Below are 16808 nucleotides of genomic sequence, written 5' to 3'. Positions count from 1 at the left end.
GCTGGCAATGCTGGAACAAATGGGCAAAGCAGCTAAAGCCGCCTCTTATCAGATGGCACTGCTTTCCAGCCGCGACAAAAACCGTGCGCTGGAATGTATCGCAGATAATCTGGAAGCTCAGGCTGCAGCAATTTTAGAAGCTAACGAAAAAGACCTGGCTGAAGCAAAGGCCAACGGTCTAAGCGAAGCGATGTTAGACCGTTTACAGCTGACCCCCTCACGCCTGAGTAGTATTGCAAGTGATGTTCGCCAGGTTTGTAATTTGGCCGATCCTGTTGGTCAAATCATTGATGGCGGGATACTGGACAGCGGGTTGCGTATCGAGCGTCGTCGTGTTCCGTTAGGTGTGGTTGGCGTAATTTATGAAGCTCGTCCTAATGTTACGGTTGACGTTGCCTCACTGTGCCTGAAAACAGGCAATGCAGCGATTCTGCGTGGTGGGAAAGAAACCTGGCGCACCAATGCTGCAACAGTGAAGGTCATTCAACAAGCGCTGACGGAATGTGGCTTGCCTGCCGCAGCGGTTCAGGCGATTGAAAGCCCCGACCGTGCGCTGGTGAATGAACTGCTACGCATGGACAAATACGTAGACATGCTAATTCCGCGTGGTGGTGCAGGTCTGCATAAACTTTGCCGTGAACAATCAACCATCCCGGTCATTACCGGTGGTATTGGTGTGTGTCATATTTTTGTAGATGAAAGCGCTGAATTTGAGCCTGCACTGAAAATCATTGTTAACGCCAAAACTCAGCGCCCTAGCACCTGTAATACCGTAGAAACCTTGCTGATCCATCAAGGAATTGCTGCGAGTTTCTTGCCTTCGCTAAGTCAACAAATGGCAGAATCTGGCGTGACATTGCATGCTGATGAACAGTCCATGGTTCTATTGCAAAACGGCCCAGCGGAAGTATTACCAGTAAAAGCAGAAGACTACGACGATGAGTGGTTGTCACTTCATCTGAATGTGAAAGTTGTCGATGATATTGATGACGCCATTGATCATATTCGTGAACATGGAACACAACATTCTGATGCGATATTGACTCGTACGTTACGTAATGCGAACCGCTTTGTGAATGAAGTCGATTCTTCTGCCGTCTATGTGAATGCTTCAACGCGTTTCACCGATGGTGGGCAGTTTGGGCTGGGTGCGGAAGTGGCGGTAAGTACTCAAAAGCTTCATGCTCGTGGCCCAATGGGACTGGAAGCACTAACAACTTACAAATGGATTGGATTCGGCGACGATACTGTCCGATCGTAAGATAATTTCTGAGGTAATACATACAAGTCGGGCTGTTAAGCGATTTTATGTATTACCTTTTTATTTATAACTATTTATATTTTCACCTCTCCCTGAACGAGCATTTATTAAATGCAGAGTTTCAAAAAGCACTCCATTTTTTCCAAATAAAAATACTTTCTGTAGACGTAAATCGCTACTCTAATGAGTTTTCATTTAACCAAATGTTGTTCATTTAATTATTGTCGCTTTCGTTAATGAATAGGTTATGTGCAGCAATTCATTATTTATATGTGTCATTGCATTTATAATAAATACTAATGATATCTAGCAAGTTGTATTTCTCTGTGCACGCCAACTCTTTTTGATTATTTGTCTGTTTCCATACTTACCCAAGAAATTAATTGAACGATTTGCTTTGGGTACATAATAATCCTTCCACTAATACGGTTATGTAATTAGTGATCGCCGCTTACTGCATTGATTATTGATGGACCAACATAAGATTAAATCCCTTGGGAGGGATGAAAAATGCATTCTTGGAAAAAGAAACTCGTTGTATCTCAACTAGCATTGGCTTGTACTATGGCAATTGCCGGTCAGGCAAATGCTGCAAGCAATGATGTCTCAGGTACGACGTACAATACTTTCGTGCACTATAACGACTCTACTCATGACGATAGTGTTTACTATCGTGGATACGTTGGCTGGAATAACTATGGTACTGATAGCTTTTACAATGGTGATATTTATCCAGTAATCAACAACTCAACTGTAAATGGTGTTGTTTCCACGTACTACCTGGATAATGGTCTTTCCACCAACACCAATGACAATAACCTGACAATCAAAAACAGTACCATTCACGGTATGGTAACTTCCGAATGTATGACCGTCGATTGTGCTGATGATCGTACGACTGGTTATATTTACGACCGTCTGGCACTGACCGTTGATAATTCAACGATTGATGATAACTACGAACATTATACCTACAACGGTACTTACAATGGCGCAGCAGATTCACATGTTGTAAATGTATACGATGACGGTACAGCTATCACTTTGGATCAGGAAGTTGATCTGGTCATTAAAAATAATTCACACGTTGCGGGAATTACGCTGACTCAGGGTTATGAGTGGGAAGATATTGATAACAATACTGTGAGTACTGGCGTAAACAGTGGTGAAGTATTCAATAACACCATTACTGTGACCGATTCTACCGTGACCTCTGGATCATGGACTGATGAGGGTACCTCTGGTTGGTTTGGTAACACCGGTAACGCAAGTGATTATTCTGGCGATGATACCCAAGATGATATAGCGATCGCAGCAATTGCTAATCCGAATGCTGACAACGCTATGCAGACAACTGTTACTCTCAACAATTCCACACTGATGGGGGATGTTGTTTTCTCAAGTAATTTTGATGAGAATTTCTTCCCGGCTGGTGCGGACTCTTATCGTGATACCGATGGCAATGTCGATACCAACGGCTGGGACGGTACTGACCGTATGGACGTTACCCTTAACAATGGTAGCAAGTGGGTCGGTGCAGCAATGTCTGTACATCAGGTTGATGCTGATGGTGATGGTTCTTACACATATGAAGTAGGCACTGATGCGACTGCAAAACTGATCGATATCACTGCTAACAGTTTGTGGCCATATTCGACTGGCGGTATTGATAATCCAGATACTGCATATGATGAGAGCCATATTGCTGGCAACGCAGTTTATCAGAGTGGCTTGTTCAACGTAACGCTGAACGGTGGTTCAGAATGGGATACGACCAAAGAGTCTCTGATTGATACATTGAGTATTAACAGTGGTTCTCAGGTAAACGTTGCTGATTCCTCTCTGGTTTCTGACTCAATTACTCTGATCGGGGCTTCTTCTCTGAACATTGGTGAAGATGGTCATGTTGCAACTAACTCGCTGACTATTGATAACAGTACTGTATCTTTGGCTGACGATGTATCTGCTGGCTGGACAGTGAATAATGCAGCTTTGTATGCAAACACCATCAGTGTGACTAATAATGGTCTGTTTGATGTGAAGACTGATCAGTCGAATATTAGTGCGTTCCAGACTGACGTACTGAATGTGACCAGTACCACTGATACTGGTGGTAACATCCACGCTGGTACATTTGACATTCACAGCAACCGTTATGTGCTGGATGCCGACCTGAGCAATGACCGCACCAACGACAATTCTCAGTCTAACTATGGCTTCGGTGTTATTGCCATGAATTCTGATGGTCACTTGACCATTAATGGCAATGGCGATGCTTACGATGCAGACCAGACTGAAGCAGGTCAGAGCGAAGTTGATAACTCAGGCGACAAAGTAGCTGCTGCTACTGGTAACTATAAAGTACGTATTGATAACGCGACTGGTACTGGTTCTGTTGCTGATTATAATCGTAACGAGCTGGTCTATGTTAACGACCAAAACAGCACTGCCACTTTCTCTGCTGCTAACAAAGCTGATCTGGGTGCCTACACCTATCATGCTGAGCAGGAAGGTAATTCAGTTGTTCTGAAACAAGATCGTCTGACTGATTACGCTAATATGGCGTTGAGCATCCCTTCTGCAAACACCAATATCTGGAATCTGGAACAAGATGCTCTGGCAACTCGCCTGGCAAATGGTCGCCATACTTCAGGTGATATGGGGGGCGCGTGGGTAACTTATACCGGCGGTGGCTTCTCTGGCGATAACGGTGTGCTGAATTACGATCAGGACGTTAACGGTATTATGGTTGGTCTGGATAAACAGATCGACGGTAATAACGCTAAGTGGACTGTTGGTGCAGCAGCAGGCTTTGCAAAAGGTAGCATCAGTGACAACAGTGGTAACGTAGATCAGGACAGCCAGTCTGCTCGTATTTATTCGTCTGCTCGCTTCCAGAATAATATCTTCTTGGATTCAAACCTGAGCTATAGCCATTATAGTAATGATTTAACTGCAACCATGAGTAACGGTGATGCGGTTGATGGTGATGTCTCTTCCGATGCCTGGGGCTTTGGTATGAAGTTGGGTTATGACATCCAGCTTAACCAGCAAGGTTATGTAACTCCATATGCTTCTATTTCTGGTCTGTTCCAGGACGGTGATAATTACCAACTGAGTAACGATATGAAAGTTGGCAGCCAATCGTATGACAGTATGCGCTATGAAGTGGGTATGGACACAGGTTATACCTTTAACTATGGTGACCAGGCTGTAACCCCTTACTTCAAACTGGCTTACGTCTATGACGATTCCAATGGCAACAGCGCTGATGTTAATGGTGATAGCATCGACAATGGTGTAGAAGGTTCTGCGGTTCGTGTGGGTCTGGGTACTCAGGTTAGCTTTACCAAAAACTTCGGTGCCTATGTTGACACTAACTACCTCGGTGGTGGTGATGTCGATCAGGATTGGTCAGCTAACTTGGGTGTGAAATATACCTGGTAATAATATATATAATAATGTGGCTCTTTGGATATGAGAGCTGATGCCCTATTAATATTATTTCTAGTTTGAATCAAATTGTTATAATAGATGCCTATCCGTGATACGGATAGGCATGTTACTGGGCCATTAGGGTAAAGGAATATCTTTTATGTATGTAAAACCATTAACCCAGCTAGAGGCTATTCGTAGTAGGTTGGTGGATGTTGGTAAAGAGTTTAGATTGCCAGCAGACAATGAATTGAGCATGTTTAAAGAGGATACCCAACCATTAGTTTGGTTTTTTAGTGAAGGCAGTATCATACTGCATCGAGAAATGGATAACCTTTTGATGGAACTGGTTTCCGCCCCAACATTGATTGGCCTGGCCAATATGTTTCATACAACTCAGATTAAATATCGAATAACGACTCAAACTGAATGTCAGGGTTTTACTCTTCCTGCAAATCTTGCTTTTGATATTATTGAAAAATACAAGCTTTGGCAACCCGCTTTTCACTGGGCAACTTACTTACTGCGTAATCTTGAGCATCGTGATTCTCGTTTCATTGGCACGACAACTTATTCTCAGATTAGGGCCACTTTGCTCACCATGGATTCATGGAGTCCTGATTTACGTGCGCGTACAGGGGTTATTAATTTCGTGCAAAAAAGAACTAAAATATCCCGCTCAGTAGTTGCTGAAGTATTGTCTGCTCTACGTAAAGGTAATTATATTGAGATGGATAAAGGTAAGCTGGTTTCGATAAATCGTCTACCTGTCAGTTATTGAGAAAAGCAGGTCGACAAATCGACCTGCTCAATTATCAGGATGAAGGGCTGGCTTGAGAGGTAAACCCGCTTAATTCCGAAACTAAATCATTTACCCCATCACTCATATTCACGAAACGAGTTAATGGTGAGCGAGTTACAACAACAAAAACCCCGACATTACTTTGCGGAACCATCGCCATATACGTGATGAATCCACCACCCCCTCCGGTTTTTTGCACGATGCCCGGACGACCATTCTTCGGTGCCATATATACCCAACCCAGCCCTAAGGCATCAGCTTTTCCTGGTACATCCATACCAATAACTTTGGTGAGTTGCGCACGTTGATAGATAAGCGTCTGCATTCTGTCGGCTTGGGTGTTACGACGATGGAAATCAGAACTCAGGAATTGCTGCATCCAGCGCATCATGTCATCAGGTGTCGAATAAACGCCACCACTGCCAATTGCTGCGAGCGTATTATCACAAGGGCTGGCACCTTTTTCTGCCACCATCAGGCGCTTGCATTGGTCAGGTGAAGGCGTAAATGTAGTGTCCTTCATACCCAATGGACGGGTGATTTGTTCTTCGAACAGCTGAGGATAAGGTTTGCCTGCAGCACGCCCCAGCGCATCGGCGAGAAGATCAAAGGCGAGATTTGAATATGAGGCAATAGTACCCGGTGCGCTTTTTAAACTCGCATTGGCGAGCCAATTCCAGCGTTGGTCACGCGTCGGCCAGGTAAACACTGTTCGATGTGCGGCACCGCCAGGTTGTTCACGAGGTAATGAACTGGTGTGCGTTGCCAGATTCACCAGAGTAATAGGTTTGCCATTGAAAGTAGGGACTCTGGCTCCGGCAGGGGCATATTTGCTTAATGGATCATGGAGCTGAACCTTTCCCTGATCCAACATTTTCACCAGCATTTCACTGGTCATGAGCTTGGTCAGTGATGCAATGCGGATAACCGAATCAAGTTGCGGGCGAACATTGTTGCCAGGTCGAGTCTCACCAAAACTTCTGAACACGCGTTGGTTACCATCTATCACCACCATTGCCATGCCCGTAGCACCGCTGCCGTAATAAATATGATTGGCATAACGATCTGCTATTTCCGAAGCAAAAACAGGATCGGGAGATGTTTGTGCAAAACTTAAAATTGGCAGCGCAGCAATGACAAGCGCCGCGAGACGCGGGAGACGAATTTTCAACGCGGGTAACCCATTAAACGAAGTGAAGCGATATTGATCGTATTTATACTACTCTAAGGCGCTACGCAAACGGGAAAATGAGGATTGTGATGAGAAAAAGCGTAACGTGGCATTTCAAGAGTATTTTCGCTTAGTAATGCACCACAGTTTACGGCTGCGGTGCAATCTGCATTAATTTGTTTTCTGTACGTCTTTTTGCGTTACGTCGTCAGTTGTGCCGCCTTGCTTGAGCATTTTATCATCACTTTTATGCTCAGAGCGCATCTCGTGTCCTGATTCGCAGCCTTTTTTGTTTTCGTTTCCAGCTGCGCGGCAGTCATCAATAATATGACCGGGATTATTGAGCTGCTCCTTCTCTGCTTGCAAACCCGATGTGCTGGTCGCTGGATTCTCGGCAAAGGCGCCGGCGCTTGCGAATAGAAGAGTGCTGGACAGTAAGGCTAAAGCTAGTTTTTTCATTGTGCCAGGTTCCTGAAGAGTGTAGGGAAATCCCAATAAGTATTAGTCCAGAAATTGATTTTCGATAGCTGAAAAGACTAAAATTTATCCGTTAGAAATCACACTTTTAACTTCGTGTTCTCACAGACTCTTCAGGTGCAGGCAAATGAAACATTCTCTACTGGCTAATCGTCGAAATTTGATTTAAAACGTCTATTTTTTAAACGACTATGTGTGTGTAACTCATAATCTATACGCAATGAAGCGAAATACGTAAAAAAACTGACAACATCTATACATGGCTTGATCAGAAAATGCGTATTATCAGAGTCACTTTGATCTCCCTGCTGCAACTATTACCGCCGTGTGGCGCCATAGTTCGAGCTTACGCTGTACCGCTAATGAGTGACTTCTTTATGCGATACACACCAATTACGCATACAGAAGCTGATAATGTCTAGTAAACCGCGCTTTCAAACTGAACTTCTCCACCCCCGTTATTGGCTAACTTGGTTTGGTCTGGGTATTTTGTGGCTCTGGGTGCAATTGCCTTACCCCGTACTACTGAAAATGGGCGACTTCATTGGTCGTGCATCCATGCGTTTTCTCAAACGCCGGGTTTCCATTGCTCGACAGAACCTTAAACTGTGTTTCCCGCACTATACCGATGCGCAGGTTGATGCCATCGTGGTACAAAATTTCTCGTCGCTCGGTATGGGCTTAATTGAAACCGGAATGGCATGGTTCTGGCCGGATGCACGAGTACGTAAGTGGTTCGAAGTCAGTGGGCTTGAACATATCACTACGGCTTGTGAAAAAGGTCAGGGCGTGATGGCTATCGGCGTTCATTTTATGTCGCTGGAATTGGGGGGCCGCGTGATGGGGCTTTGCCGTCCGATGATGGCAATGTACCGTCCGCACAACAACAAAGCGATGGAGTTTGTTCAAACGCGGGGGCGTTCTCGCTCCAATAAAGCCATGCTGGATCGTCGTAATTTGAAAGGTATGGTGAAGGCTCTTAAAGCAGGCGAAGCCGTCTGGTTCGCACCCGATCAGGATTACGGTCCTAAAGGCAGTTCTTTCGCTCCGTTCTTTGCTGTGCAGAAGGCTGCGACAACCAACGGAACTTACACGATTGCTCGTCTGGCAAAACCAGCGATTCTGACTATTGTGCTCATCCGTAAGAAAGATGGCTCGGGTTATCAACTCGTTATCGAACCTGAGTTTACGGATTATCCATTGGATGACGAACAGGCCGCCGCTGAGTACGTGAATCGTAAGATCGAACGCGAAATCATGCGTGCGCCAGAGCAATACTTATGGCTGCATCGTCGATTCAAAACCCGTCCACCGGGTGAGCCTAAACTTTATACGGTTTAAAGCCAAAACAGGAATGTGTTACGCTCCTGCATTCCTCGTTTAGTGAGAGCTTAATCATGCCTGCCCAACGCGTACTGATGGTTATTGATATGCAAAATGGGGTATTTGAAGCCCCACGTATTAACCGGGACATCTGCACGACACGCATTAACCAATTGATCAACGCCGCCGATAAAGTCATTTTCATTCAACATACGGAACAGGGGTTGGAGCAGGGAACTGCGGCGTTTGAGCTTTTACCTGAGTTAATACAACCCGTTGACGCGCTTTACGTGACGAAAACAGCGTGCGATGCGTTTTACCGTACTGAACTTGCTGAAGTCCTCAATCATCACCAGATAAACGAATTTGTGGTTTGCGGTTGTGCAACGGATTACTGCGTGGACGCTACTATTAAAAATGGAACCAGCCGCGGTTATGCCATGACTGTCGCAGCAGACGCGCATACAACAGCAAATCGCCCGGCGGCGCTTGCTGAAGTGTTGATCGAGCATTACAACGATGTCTGGCGTAACTTTACGATCCCGGGAAATACTCTGTTGGTAAAACCCACCGCGGATATCCTGGAACAGTGGTAAAGCAGTAAACCTTACATCTCTTGATACAACATTGAGTGAGCCTTATTTAGTCGGGATGGTTATAACAATAAAAGTGTGTTTTCAGGAGTGTTGTAATGTTTAAATCGTTTTTCCCACGCCCGACAGCGTTTTTCCTGTCGGCTTTTCTTTGGGCAATGATCGCCGTTGTTTTCTGGCAGGCTGGCGGTGGTAATTGGCTTGAACATCTTGCTGGGGTGAAGGGCGAAGTACCAATCAGTGCTGCCCGATTCTGGTCTTTGGGCTATCTGGTGTTTTATGCCTACTATGCCTTATGCGTCGGTGCGTTTGCGCTTTTCTGGTTTATCTACAGCCCGCACCGTTGGCAATACTGGTCCATTCTGGGCTCTTCACTCATCATCTTCGTGACCTGGTTCCTGGTGGAAGTCGGGGTCGCGGTGAATGCGTGGTATGCCCCGTTCTACGATTTAATTCAGACGGCGCTTAGCTCCCCTCATAAAGTAACCATTGAGCAGTTCTATCATGAGGTTGGAATATTCCTGGGCATTGCACTGATTGCAGTGATTGTTGGCGTGATGAACAATTTCTTTGTCAGCCATTATGTATTCCGGTGGCGCACCGCAATGAACGAATACTATATGGACAACTGGCAAATGTTGCGCAACATCGAAGGTGCTGCGCAGCGTGTGCAAGAAGACACCATGCGTTTTGCCTCAACGCTAGAGGATATGGGCGTCAGCTTTATTAATGCCATTATGACGTTAATCGCCTTCCTGCCTGTGTTGGTGACTCTATCCGCACATGTTCCTGATTTGCCTATTGTCGGGCATATCCCTTATGGACTGGTGATCGCCGCGATTATTTGGTCATTACTGGGGACCGGTTTACTGGCGGTTGTTGGGATTAAACTGCCTGGGCTCGAATTTAAAAATCAGCGTGTAGAAGCGGCTTATCGTAAAGAGCTGGTTTATGGTGAAGATGACCCGTCTCGTGCCTCCCCACCAACGGTTAAAGAGCTGTTTGACGGCGTGCGCAGAAACTATTTCCGCCTGTACTTCCATTACATGTATTTCAATATTGCACGTATTCTCTACCTGCAAGTGGATAACGTATTTGGTTTGTTCCTGCTCTTCCCGTCAATTGTTGCGGGGACCATTACCTTAGGTCTGATGACGCAAATCACCAACGTATTTGGCCAGGTACGCGGCTCATTCCAGTATTTGATTAGCTCATGGACAACGCTGGTTGAGCTGATGTCTATCTACAAACGTCTTCGCAGCTTTGAGCGTACGTTGCAGGATATTCCTGTCGAAGCGGCGGGGGAATCAGCCTAAACAGTAAAATCTGGCGGGGAGCCCCGCCAGATTGATTTAGTGTCCCGCCGCTGGAGCACCAGGTGCACCCGAGCGAATAAACGGTGGACGAGCGAACCAGATAATCACAATCAGCCCCATAAACCCCCATCCCAGAATCCAGAAGTAGTCAATGGTCGACATCATGTAGGCCTGCTGCTCTATGGTTTTATCGACAAACGCCAGATGCTGCTGTGTCGCGCCACCCATCTTATCCAGGTAATCAACTGCTGACGGATTATAAATCGATACGCTCTCGGTCAGATTTGCATGGTGGAAAACTTCCCGACGTGACCAAATCCAGGTGGTCAGTGACGAGGCAAATGAGCCCCCCAATACGCGGAAGAATGTGGCTAAGCCTGAACCTTCCGCCACTTCGGCACCCTGAAGATTCGACAACACAATCGTCGTCAAAGGCATAAAGAAGAATGCCACGCCAATGCCCATAAACATCTGTACTTCCGCGATGGTGCGGAAATCAACATTGGTATTGAACTGCGCACGGAACAAGCAGGATGCGCCCATAATCAGGAACGACATCGACGCCAGGATTCGTAAATCTACTTTGCTGGCATAACGACCGACAATCGGCGTAAGTAACAGTGGCAGGAAGCCCATCGGTGCAGCAGCAAGCCCGGCCCAGATTGCCGTGTAGCCCATCTGCGTTTGCAGCCATTGCGGCAGGATAATGTTGATGGCGAAGAAGGCTGCATACCCCAGCATCAATGCTGTGGTACCAATCGCAAAGTTGCGTTCTTTAAACAGACGCAAATTCACAATCGGATGTCGCTCGCCCAATTCCCAAATAACAAACGCTATCAGGCCAATCGCAGAAATCACCGACATGATGATAATTTCTGGCGAGGCAAACCAATCAAGGTCGTTGCCTTTATCCAGCACCACTTGCAGCAGCCCAACGCCGATCACCAGCAAACCGATGCCGATATAGTCGATGGGTGCTGTGGTGGTCGTTTCTTCGCGCCCACGCATTTGTGTCCAAACTGCAATCGAGGCGAAAATGCCGATTGGCACGTTGATATAAAAAATCCACGGCCAGGAGTAGTTATCGGTGATCCAGCCGCCGGTAATTGGCCCAACTATCGGAGCAACCACTGTCACCATCGACAGCAGCGCCAACGCCATACCGCGTTTCATGGGCGGGAAAATGACCAGCAGCAGTGTCTGGCACATCGGGAACATAGGCCCGGCGAAAAAGCCCTGCATGGCGCGGAAGATAATCAACTCCGTCATGCTGTGGGCGAAACCGCACAGGAAAGAGGTGAGGGTGAACATCACCACCGAGCCAATAAACAATTTTAGCTGCCCAAAGCGCCGGGTAAACCAACCGGTGAGCGGTAATGCAATAGCGTTACACACTGCAAACGAGGTGATAACCCATGTGCCTTGATCTGCGCTGACTCCAAGGTTGCCGGCAATCGTCGGCAATGCGACGTTTGCGATAGTCGAGTCCAGTACCTGCATGAAAGTTGCCAACGACAGCGCGAGCGTCGCAAGCAGCAGACTGGGGGGCGTATACGCCGCCTTATCTTGCATAACGTCTCTCTTAATGGGTGCGTAAAGTTATCGCATTGCTGTTGTCATGAAGGATTTTCGCCACCAGTTTGTCAGCTTCTTCCAGAGAATCTTGATAGACATCGGTGGTGAAGCGAGGCGAGCTAACCGTTTTCTGTGGCAGCAGGTGACCATCCTCGTTGCGAATATCCACTCGTGCATTCATCGACAAACCAATACGCAGCGGATGTTTCTGCATATCGTGTGGATCGAGCGTGATACGAACGGGCAAGCGTTGAACGATCTTTATCCAGTTACCACTGGCATTCTGCGCAGGGAGCAAAGAAAACGCGCTGCCGGTACCGATACCCAGACTTTCAATGGTTCCATGGTATTCAACATCGTCGCCATAGAGGTCGGCGTTGAGTGTCACTTTCTGCCCCAAACGCATGGTGTTCATCTGGCTTTCTTTGAAGTTGGCATCAACCCACACCTCATTGAGCGGCACAATCGCCAGCAATGTTGTACCTGGGTCCACACGCATCCCTAACTGCACGGCACGTTTAGCGACGTAGCCACTCACCGGTGCAACAATGGTCGTCCGCGAGTTATCCAGATAACGCTGCCGAAGCGTTGCTACGGCGGTTTTGATTTCCGGATGGCTATCAATCACGGTGTCATCAACCATCGCCAGGTTGGTATGCAATGCCTGTTGCGCGGCGGCTAAGTCACTTTGTGCGCTGGTTACTGCATCGCGGTAATGCGAAAGATCTTCAGCCGCAATCGCACCCGTCGAGAATATTTTCTGGCGGCGGGCATAGTCATTTTGAGCAGTTTGCAGGGCGACCTGTTTGGTGGCGACCTGTGCACGGTAATTATCCGCTGTGCTGTATAACCCGCGAACTTGCCGCACAGTATTTGCAAGGCTGGCTTCTGCTTGTTGAAGTGCAATCCTGGTATCGCTGGGGTCAAGTAACACCAGCGGCTGACCTTTTTCGACAAAATCCCCTTCATCCGCGGTGACCTGAGTGACTGTTCCGCTGATTTGTGGCGTTAGCGCGACCTGGTTGCCGTTCACATAGGCATCATCTGTGGACTCATAAAAGCGAGCGTACAAAAAATACCATGCGAGACAGCCTGCGGCTGCCAACACAAGAATCAGGATAAAAATAATAAAATTACGTTTGCGCTTACTGGAGCGCTGAACGTGTTCTTCTGGAGTCGTTTCCATCTTTTGGCCTTTATACGGTGTTAACGATGTGGCGCAGTGATGTCGTCCGGTAGCATTTTGGTAATTAATGCGACCAGTTGTTGAGATTCATCTTGCGTCAGGCGTGCGGTGAGAGAGCCGATAATTGAGGCGAGTGCTTCATTCTGAAAGCGGTCACAAATCAACAGACCTTTGTCAGTCAGAGCCAGAATCACCTGGCGTTTATCTTGCGGATTCGGGTGACGAACGATGAGTTCGCGCTTGACCATGCGGTCAACCATACGGCTCATTGCACCTGCGTCCATGACCAGGGCTTTGCTTATTTCCGCTGGGCTAGTCACACCTTTATAAATATTAATCAGCACTTTAAATTGTGGCGCAGTGATATCCATGCCAGAGAAGTATTGGCTGATAAGCTGATCTTTAAACTGGTTTGCGAGGTGAATGAGCAAACCGAGATGGAATTTGTTATCGATAATACCCGGATTGTTTTTCATGATACTTGCCTGGTCAATAATTACATATGAAATTACTGACCAGGCAAGCAACTGTCAAGTTTGCGTCAAGAAGACCGCACTTTATGTCAGTGCGCGAGTTTGTACTTAACTCTAAGCCAATCTCCGATAAACGCCCGGGCTCAGAACTGTTATTGTTTGCAAGTCTTACAAAAACAATCACAACGGAACGTTATGACCACAGCCACTTTAAACAGACAGCATGGATTTTTCGTACTTAGCCTGGGCGCACTTTTTGTTTTGGCGGGGTGTACAACTAAAACTGCACCTTCAGTATCAGAAACATCAAAACCGGTAGACGTCGAAACGGTGGTAAAGCAGAAAATCCCTGCCAACGTAAAAGACCGCAACAACCTGGCGAAAGAGTTAGCGACTACCTTTAAGAGCCAGAAGATTGCACCAAGCGAAGAAAATATCTGCTCTGTCCTGGCTGTCGCGCAGCAAGAATCCAATCTGGTTGCTGATCCGGCAGTGCCAAACCTGAGTAAAATTGCCTGGAAGGAGATCGACCGTCGCGCTGAAAAAATGCATATTCCGGTTTTTTTGGTGCATACCGCGTTGTTAATCAAATCACCGAACGGCAAGAGTTACAGCGAACGTCTGGATAACGTGAAAACGGAAGGGCAGTTGAGCGCGATTTTTGATGATTTCATCGATATGGTGCCAATGGGGCAAAAGTTGTTTGGCAATCTGAACCCGGTTCATACTGGCGGCCCGATGCAAGTGAGTATCGCTTTTGCTGAACAGCACACTGCGGGTTATCCATGGAAAATGGAGGGAACCGTGCGGCAGGAAGTGTTCACACGGCGAGGGGGCTTGTGGTTCGGCACCTACCATTTACTGAACTATCCGGCGAATTACACCCAACCACTCTACCGTTTTGCAGATTTCAACGCCGGATGGTACGCCAGCCGCAATGCTGCATTTCAGAGTGCAGTCAGCAAGGCAACCGGCGTAAAACTGGCGCTGGATGGCGACTTAATTTTGTATAACACCGATAAAGCTGGCAGCACCGAACTGGCGGTCAGGAAGTTGGCAAACCAACTCGGGATGAGTGAAAGCCAAATTCATCGCGCTTTGCAAAAAGGTGACAGTATCGACTTTGAGAAAACCGATTTATATCAGCAGGTTTATGCGCTAGCGGAGAAGAAGACCGGTAAGAAGTTACCGCGAGAAATGCTGCCGGGTATCACACTGGAAAGCCCGAAGATCACCCGCAACCTAACGACAGCATGGTTTGCAAAACGGGTAGATGAGCGACGAGCTGCGTGTATGAAATTGTAGTCAATTCCCTCCGTAATTATCGTCTGCTAAGCGATCACAACTCGCAAGTAACCAACAATCCGTAGTGAGATGGTCTAAATAATCTCACTACGGATATAATCATTTCTTGATTAAATAATATAAATTGTCATTTGGCGATAAAAGGAAATTATCCTTTTGTGAGAACTTTTGTATAAACATAAGTAAGTCAATTTTATTTTTTAAATTAAACTTCAACATCATATTGTACTTGCGAGAAAAAGCTGTTTTATACGGTATACCCAACTCTTCAGCTATCTGCCTGATTGACATATCATATAGAAGATTCAATATCATAAATTCTGCAGTTGTGATTTTCTTTATTGAGCAACCTTCACATGGATTTTCATTGCTTTTATTTGCATTACAATTTTTTTCTTTGTTCTTAACCGCAAGAGACAGCCTTTTTTGTAGGGTAACTTCTGTATCATTTTTTGTCAGGAAAACAGTGCTTTTTATACACTTTGGCAATTCTGAAGTGGAAGGTGCTTTGTCTGCTATACCGATTAAAACACTGTTGTTTCTCTTTAAGTAACGAGCGTGGCAAATATTTTCGTCACCGGGATTAAATCGAAAGAAGATAACGTCAGCTTTTTTTAAATTTTCTTCTGACTCATTTAGCATGAAGTCTATGTCACTATTATAGCACTGACTTAATAGATTTTTTATTCCTTCGTTAAGATATAAGTTTGAATCGTTTATTATTATTTTCATGACTATCACTCTCTTCCTGTCAATGCTAATTATTGCAACTCCAGTTTGTCCCTATTTTGAATTTCATAAAAGTATAATAAAACACTTTCCTGTGTCTATTTTTGGGGGTGAGGCAGTGAATGCGGTATTTATAGAGTCGAAGCAGTAGTTTAAGCACTGGCCCGGTATTCTAAATGAAGCGTTTCGCAATGACTATAGATAATAATAAAAATGGTGGATTTTAATCAAACAAAAGCAACATAAAGATTTTAACTTTAAGTAATTGTATTTGTTATGAATTACATCAGTGATTAGTATCCTGATGGTAATTTGTTCATTTCAACTAATTTCCCTCTGTTCATTTTGATATAGCCGCCAGACACGAGGTCTTTAAGTACTTTATTAAGAGAGCTTCGAGATACTGGTGTTCTGTTCAGGATGAAATCAAATACTGATATTTCATCAAGCTTATCCCTTTTAAATCTCCAGAGAATTTCAAGATGATTCTTTATAACATTGTAAACACTATCTTGATATAAAATAGAATCTCGTAAATAGCAAACATCTAAATAGTGTGACATTATTGTTGAAATATACATCCAAAGATTTTTTTCATTGGCGGTTTTTACTAATTCTGACATCGGTATTGAAACAAGCTCTACGTCTGTAACAGTATTTATATAAAATAAATCATTAGACGTAAATATACTCGAAAGCCCAATAATTGCAGGGGCGTAGACATTGAGAACAATTAAGTTACTATTCGTGCTTCGTAGTTCTATTTCGCCAGAAATTAAATGGTAAACTGATTTTTCTTTATTGTTGTAAAAAGAAATTTCTTGCTTTTTTGATGAAATGATTCTCATTTTATGAGGGCTGCTATCAATTTCTAAACCTATTTTTTCATGGGCTTCCTGTACGATTTCGCTAACAACTAACATATTGGTAAACATAATCAAAAGTCCTTCGAGATAACTTACTCAATGTAAGTATGATCCATACTGTAGTCTTTGCCTGTCCAATTCATTGTTAGCGATCGATCACTGTATGTGATAAGGCTAAAAAGAACAATGTTAAAATAGTTTTGTAAGTTAAAAAACTAATAGTGCATAAATATAATAATATTTTATAAAACAAAATATTATTATGGCAGAAGATGAAATTATTAAAAAGAAATTTT

General features: G+C 45.2%; 14 protein-coding genes. 7 read left to right on the top strand and 7 right to left on the bottom strand.

What is annotated here, in order from left to right:
• Nucleotides 1-7 precede the first annotated feature (7 nt).
• From proA to BSPA111_RS12110, 3 genes are all read left to right on the top strand, one after another.
• Nucleotides 8-1261, top strand: coding sequence for a glutamate-5-semialdehyde dehydrogenase (gene proA, locus BSPA111_RS12120; protein WP_183271392.1), 1254 nt, complete (start codon nucleotides 8-10; stop codon nucleotides 1259-1261).
• A gap of 510 nt (nucleotides 1262-1771) precedes the next feature.
• Nucleotides 1772-4708, top strand: coding sequence for an autotransporter adhesin EhaB (gene ehaB, locus BSPA111_RS12115; RefSeq protein ID WP_183271391.1), 2937 nt, complete (start codon nucleotides 1772-1774; stop codon nucleotides 4706-4708).
• Between the two features lie 148 nt (nucleotides 4709-4856).
• Nucleotides 4857-5477: a helix-turn-helix domain-containing protein gene (locus tag BSPA111_RS12110; RefSeq protein ID WP_183271390.1), complete on the top strand. Its 621-nt coding sequence runs from the start codon at nucleotides 4857-4859 to the stop codon at nucleotides 5475-5477.
• A gap of 34 nt (nucleotides 5478-5511) precedes the next feature.
• Here the strand turns inward: BSPA111_RS12110 and ampH are convergent, their stop codons facing one another.
• Nucleotides 5512-6663 (bottom strand): D-alanyl-D-alanine-carboxypeptidase/endopeptidase AmpH, encoded by a 1152-nt coding sequence (ampH, locus tag BSPA111_RS12105; RefSeq protein ID WP_255459270.1) that lies wholly within the window; start codon nucleotides 6661-6663, stop codon nucleotides 5512-5514.
• A 177-nt stretch (nucleotides 6664-6840) separates the two neighbouring features.
• Complete coding sequence (locus BSPA111_RS12100) at nucleotides 6841-7128, bottom strand: hypothetical protein (protein ID WP_183271388.1); 288 nt, start codon at nucleotides 7126-7128, stop codon at nucleotides 6841-6843.
• Between the two features lie 432 nt (nucleotides 7129-7560).
• On the opposite strand from BSPA111_RS12100, the gene lpxP reads away from it, so the two are divergent.
• The 3 genes from lpxP to sbmA all read left to right on the top strand — a co-directional run bounded on the left by lpxP (nucleotide 7561) and on the right by sbmA (nucleotide 10378).
• The gene (gene lpxP / locus BSPA111_RS12095; protein WP_183271387.1) at nucleotides 7561-8487 is read left to right on the top strand and encodes a kdo(2)-lipid IV(A) palmitoleoyltransferase; all 927 of its coding nucleotides are present in this window, start codon (nucleotides 7561-7563) and stop codon (nucleotides 8485-8487) included.
• Nucleotides 8488-8543: 56 nt separating this feature from the next.
• Nucleotides 8544-9065: an isochorismatase family protein gene (locus BSPA111_RS12090; protein WP_183271386.1), complete on the top strand. Its 522-nt coding sequence runs from the start codon at nucleotides 8544-8546 to the stop codon at nucleotides 9063-9065.
• Between the two features lie 95 nt (nucleotides 9066-9160).
• Nucleotides 9161-10378 (top strand): peptide antibiotic transporter SbmA, encoded by a 1218-nt coding sequence (sbmA, locus tag BSPA111_RS12085; protein WP_183271385.1) that lies wholly within the window; start codon nucleotides 9161-9163, stop codon nucleotides 10376-10378.
• Between the two features lie 36 nt (nucleotides 10379-10414).
• Here sbmA and BSPA111_RS12080 read toward each other — a convergent pair whose 3' ends face one another.
• From BSPA111_RS12080 to BSPA111_RS12070, 3 genes are read right to left on the bottom strand one after another with little or no spacing between them, the layout of a single operon-like run.
• Nucleotides 10415-11950: a DHA2 family efflux MFS transporter permease subunit gene (locus BSPA111_RS12080; RefSeq protein ID WP_183271384.1), complete on the bottom strand. Its 1536-nt coding sequence runs from the start codon at nucleotides 11948-11950 to the stop codon at nucleotides 10415-10417.
• A gap of 10 nt (nucleotides 11951-11960) precedes the next feature.
• Complete coding sequence (locus tag BSPA111_RS12075) at nucleotides 11961-13139, bottom strand: efflux RND transporter periplasmic adaptor subunit (RefSeq protein WP_183271383.1); 1179 nt, start codon at nucleotides 13137-13139, stop codon at nucleotides 11961-11963.
• 20 nt (nucleotides 13140-13159) lie between these two features.
• A complete protein-coding gene (locus BSPA111_RS12070; RefSeq protein ID WP_183271382.1) occupies nucleotides 13160-13615 on the bottom strand; it encodes a MarR family transcriptional regulator in 456 nt (151 codons plus the stop codon).
• 192 nt (nucleotides 13616-13807) lie between these two features.
• Between BSPA111_RS12070 and BSPA111_RS12065 the strand changes: the two genes are divergently transcribed.
• Nucleotides 13808-14917, top strand: coding sequence for a DUF1615 domain-containing protein (locus BSPA111_RS12065; protein WP_183271381.1), 1110 nt, complete (start codon nucleotides 13808-13810; stop codon nucleotides 14915-14917).
• Nucleotides 14918-15016: 99 nt separating this feature from the next.
• Here BSPA111_RS12065 and BSPA111_RS12060 read toward each other — a convergent pair whose 3' ends face one another.
• The gene (locus BSPA111_RS12060) at nucleotides 15017-15649 is read right to left on the bottom strand and encodes a LuxR C-terminal-related transcriptional regulator (protein ID WP_183271380.1); all 633 of its coding nucleotides are present in this window, start codon (nucleotides 15647-15649) and stop codon (nucleotides 15017-15019) included.
• Nucleotides 15650-15939: 290 nt separating this feature from the next.
• The gene (locus tag BSPA111_RS12055) at nucleotides 15940-16581 is read right to left on the bottom strand and encodes a helix-turn-helix domain-containing protein (protein WP_183271379.1); all 642 of its coding nucleotides are present in this window, start codon (nucleotides 16579-16581) and stop codon (nucleotides 15940-15942) included.
• Nucleotides 16582-16808 lie beyond the last annotated feature (227 nt).

This window comes from Buttiauxella sp. A111 (assembly GCF_014189855.1).
GTDB classification, from domain to species: Bacteria; Pseudomonadota; Gammaproteobacteria; order Enterobacterales; family Enterobacteriaceae; genus Buttiauxella; species Buttiauxella selenatireducens.
The sequence above is the reverse complement of the archived record's forward strand: the minus strand, read 5'-3'. Positions and strand labels throughout refer to the sequence as shown.

Excerpts from the sequence above, each read along its gene's own strand:
- proA (WP_183271392.1), top strand. The coding sequence starts at position 8 with ATGCTGGAACAAATGGGCAAAGCAGCTAAAGCCGCCTCTTATCAGATG.
- ehaB (WP_183271391.1), top strand. The coding sequence starts at position 1,772 with ATGCATTCTTGGAAAAAGAAACTCGTTGTATCTCAACTAGCATTGGCT.
- BSPA111_RS12110 (WP_183271390.1), top strand. The coding sequence starts at position 4,857 with ATGTATGTAAAACCATTAACCCAGCTAGAGGCTATTCGTAGTAGGTTG.
- BSPA111_RS12100 (WP_183271388.1), bottom strand. The coding sequence starts at position 7,128 with ATGAAAAAACTAGCTTTAGCCTTACTGTCCAGCACTCTTCTATTCGCA.
- lpxP (WP_183271387.1), top strand. The coding sequence starts at position 7,561 with ATGTCTAGTAAACCGCGCTTTCAAACTGAACTTCTCCACCCCCGTTAT.
- BSPA111_RS12090 (WP_183271386.1), top strand. The coding sequence starts at position 8,544 with ATGCCTGCCCAACGCGTACTGATGGTTATTGATATGCAAAATGGGGTA.
- sbmA (WP_183271385.1), top strand. The coding sequence starts at position 9,161 with ATGTTTAAATCGTTTTTCCCACGCCCGACAGCGTTTTTCCTGTCGGCT.
- BSPA111_RS12080 (WP_183271384.1), bottom strand. The coding sequence starts at position 11,950 with ATGCAAGATAAGGCGGCGTATACGCCCCCCAGTCTGCTGCTTGCGACG.
- BSPA111_RS12075 (WP_183271383.1), bottom strand. The coding sequence starts at position 13,139 with ATGGAAACGACTCCAGAAGAACACGTTCAGCGCTCCAGTAAGCGCAAA.
- BSPA111_RS12070 (WP_183271382.1), bottom strand. The coding sequence starts at position 13,615 with ATGAAAAACAATCCGGGTATTATCGATAACAAATTCCATCTCGGTTTG.
- BSPA111_RS12065 (WP_183271381.1), top strand. The coding sequence starts at position 13,808 with ATGACCACAGCCACTTTAAACAGACAGCATGGATTTTTCGTACTTAGC.
- BSPA111_RS12060 (WP_183271380.1), bottom strand. The coding sequence starts at position 15,649 with ATGAAAATAATAATAAACGATTCAAACTTATATCTTAACGAAGGAATA.
- BSPA111_RS12055 (WP_183271379.1), bottom strand. The coding sequence starts at position 16,581 with ATGTTTACCAATATGTTAGTTGTTAGCGAAATCGTACAGGAAGCCCAT.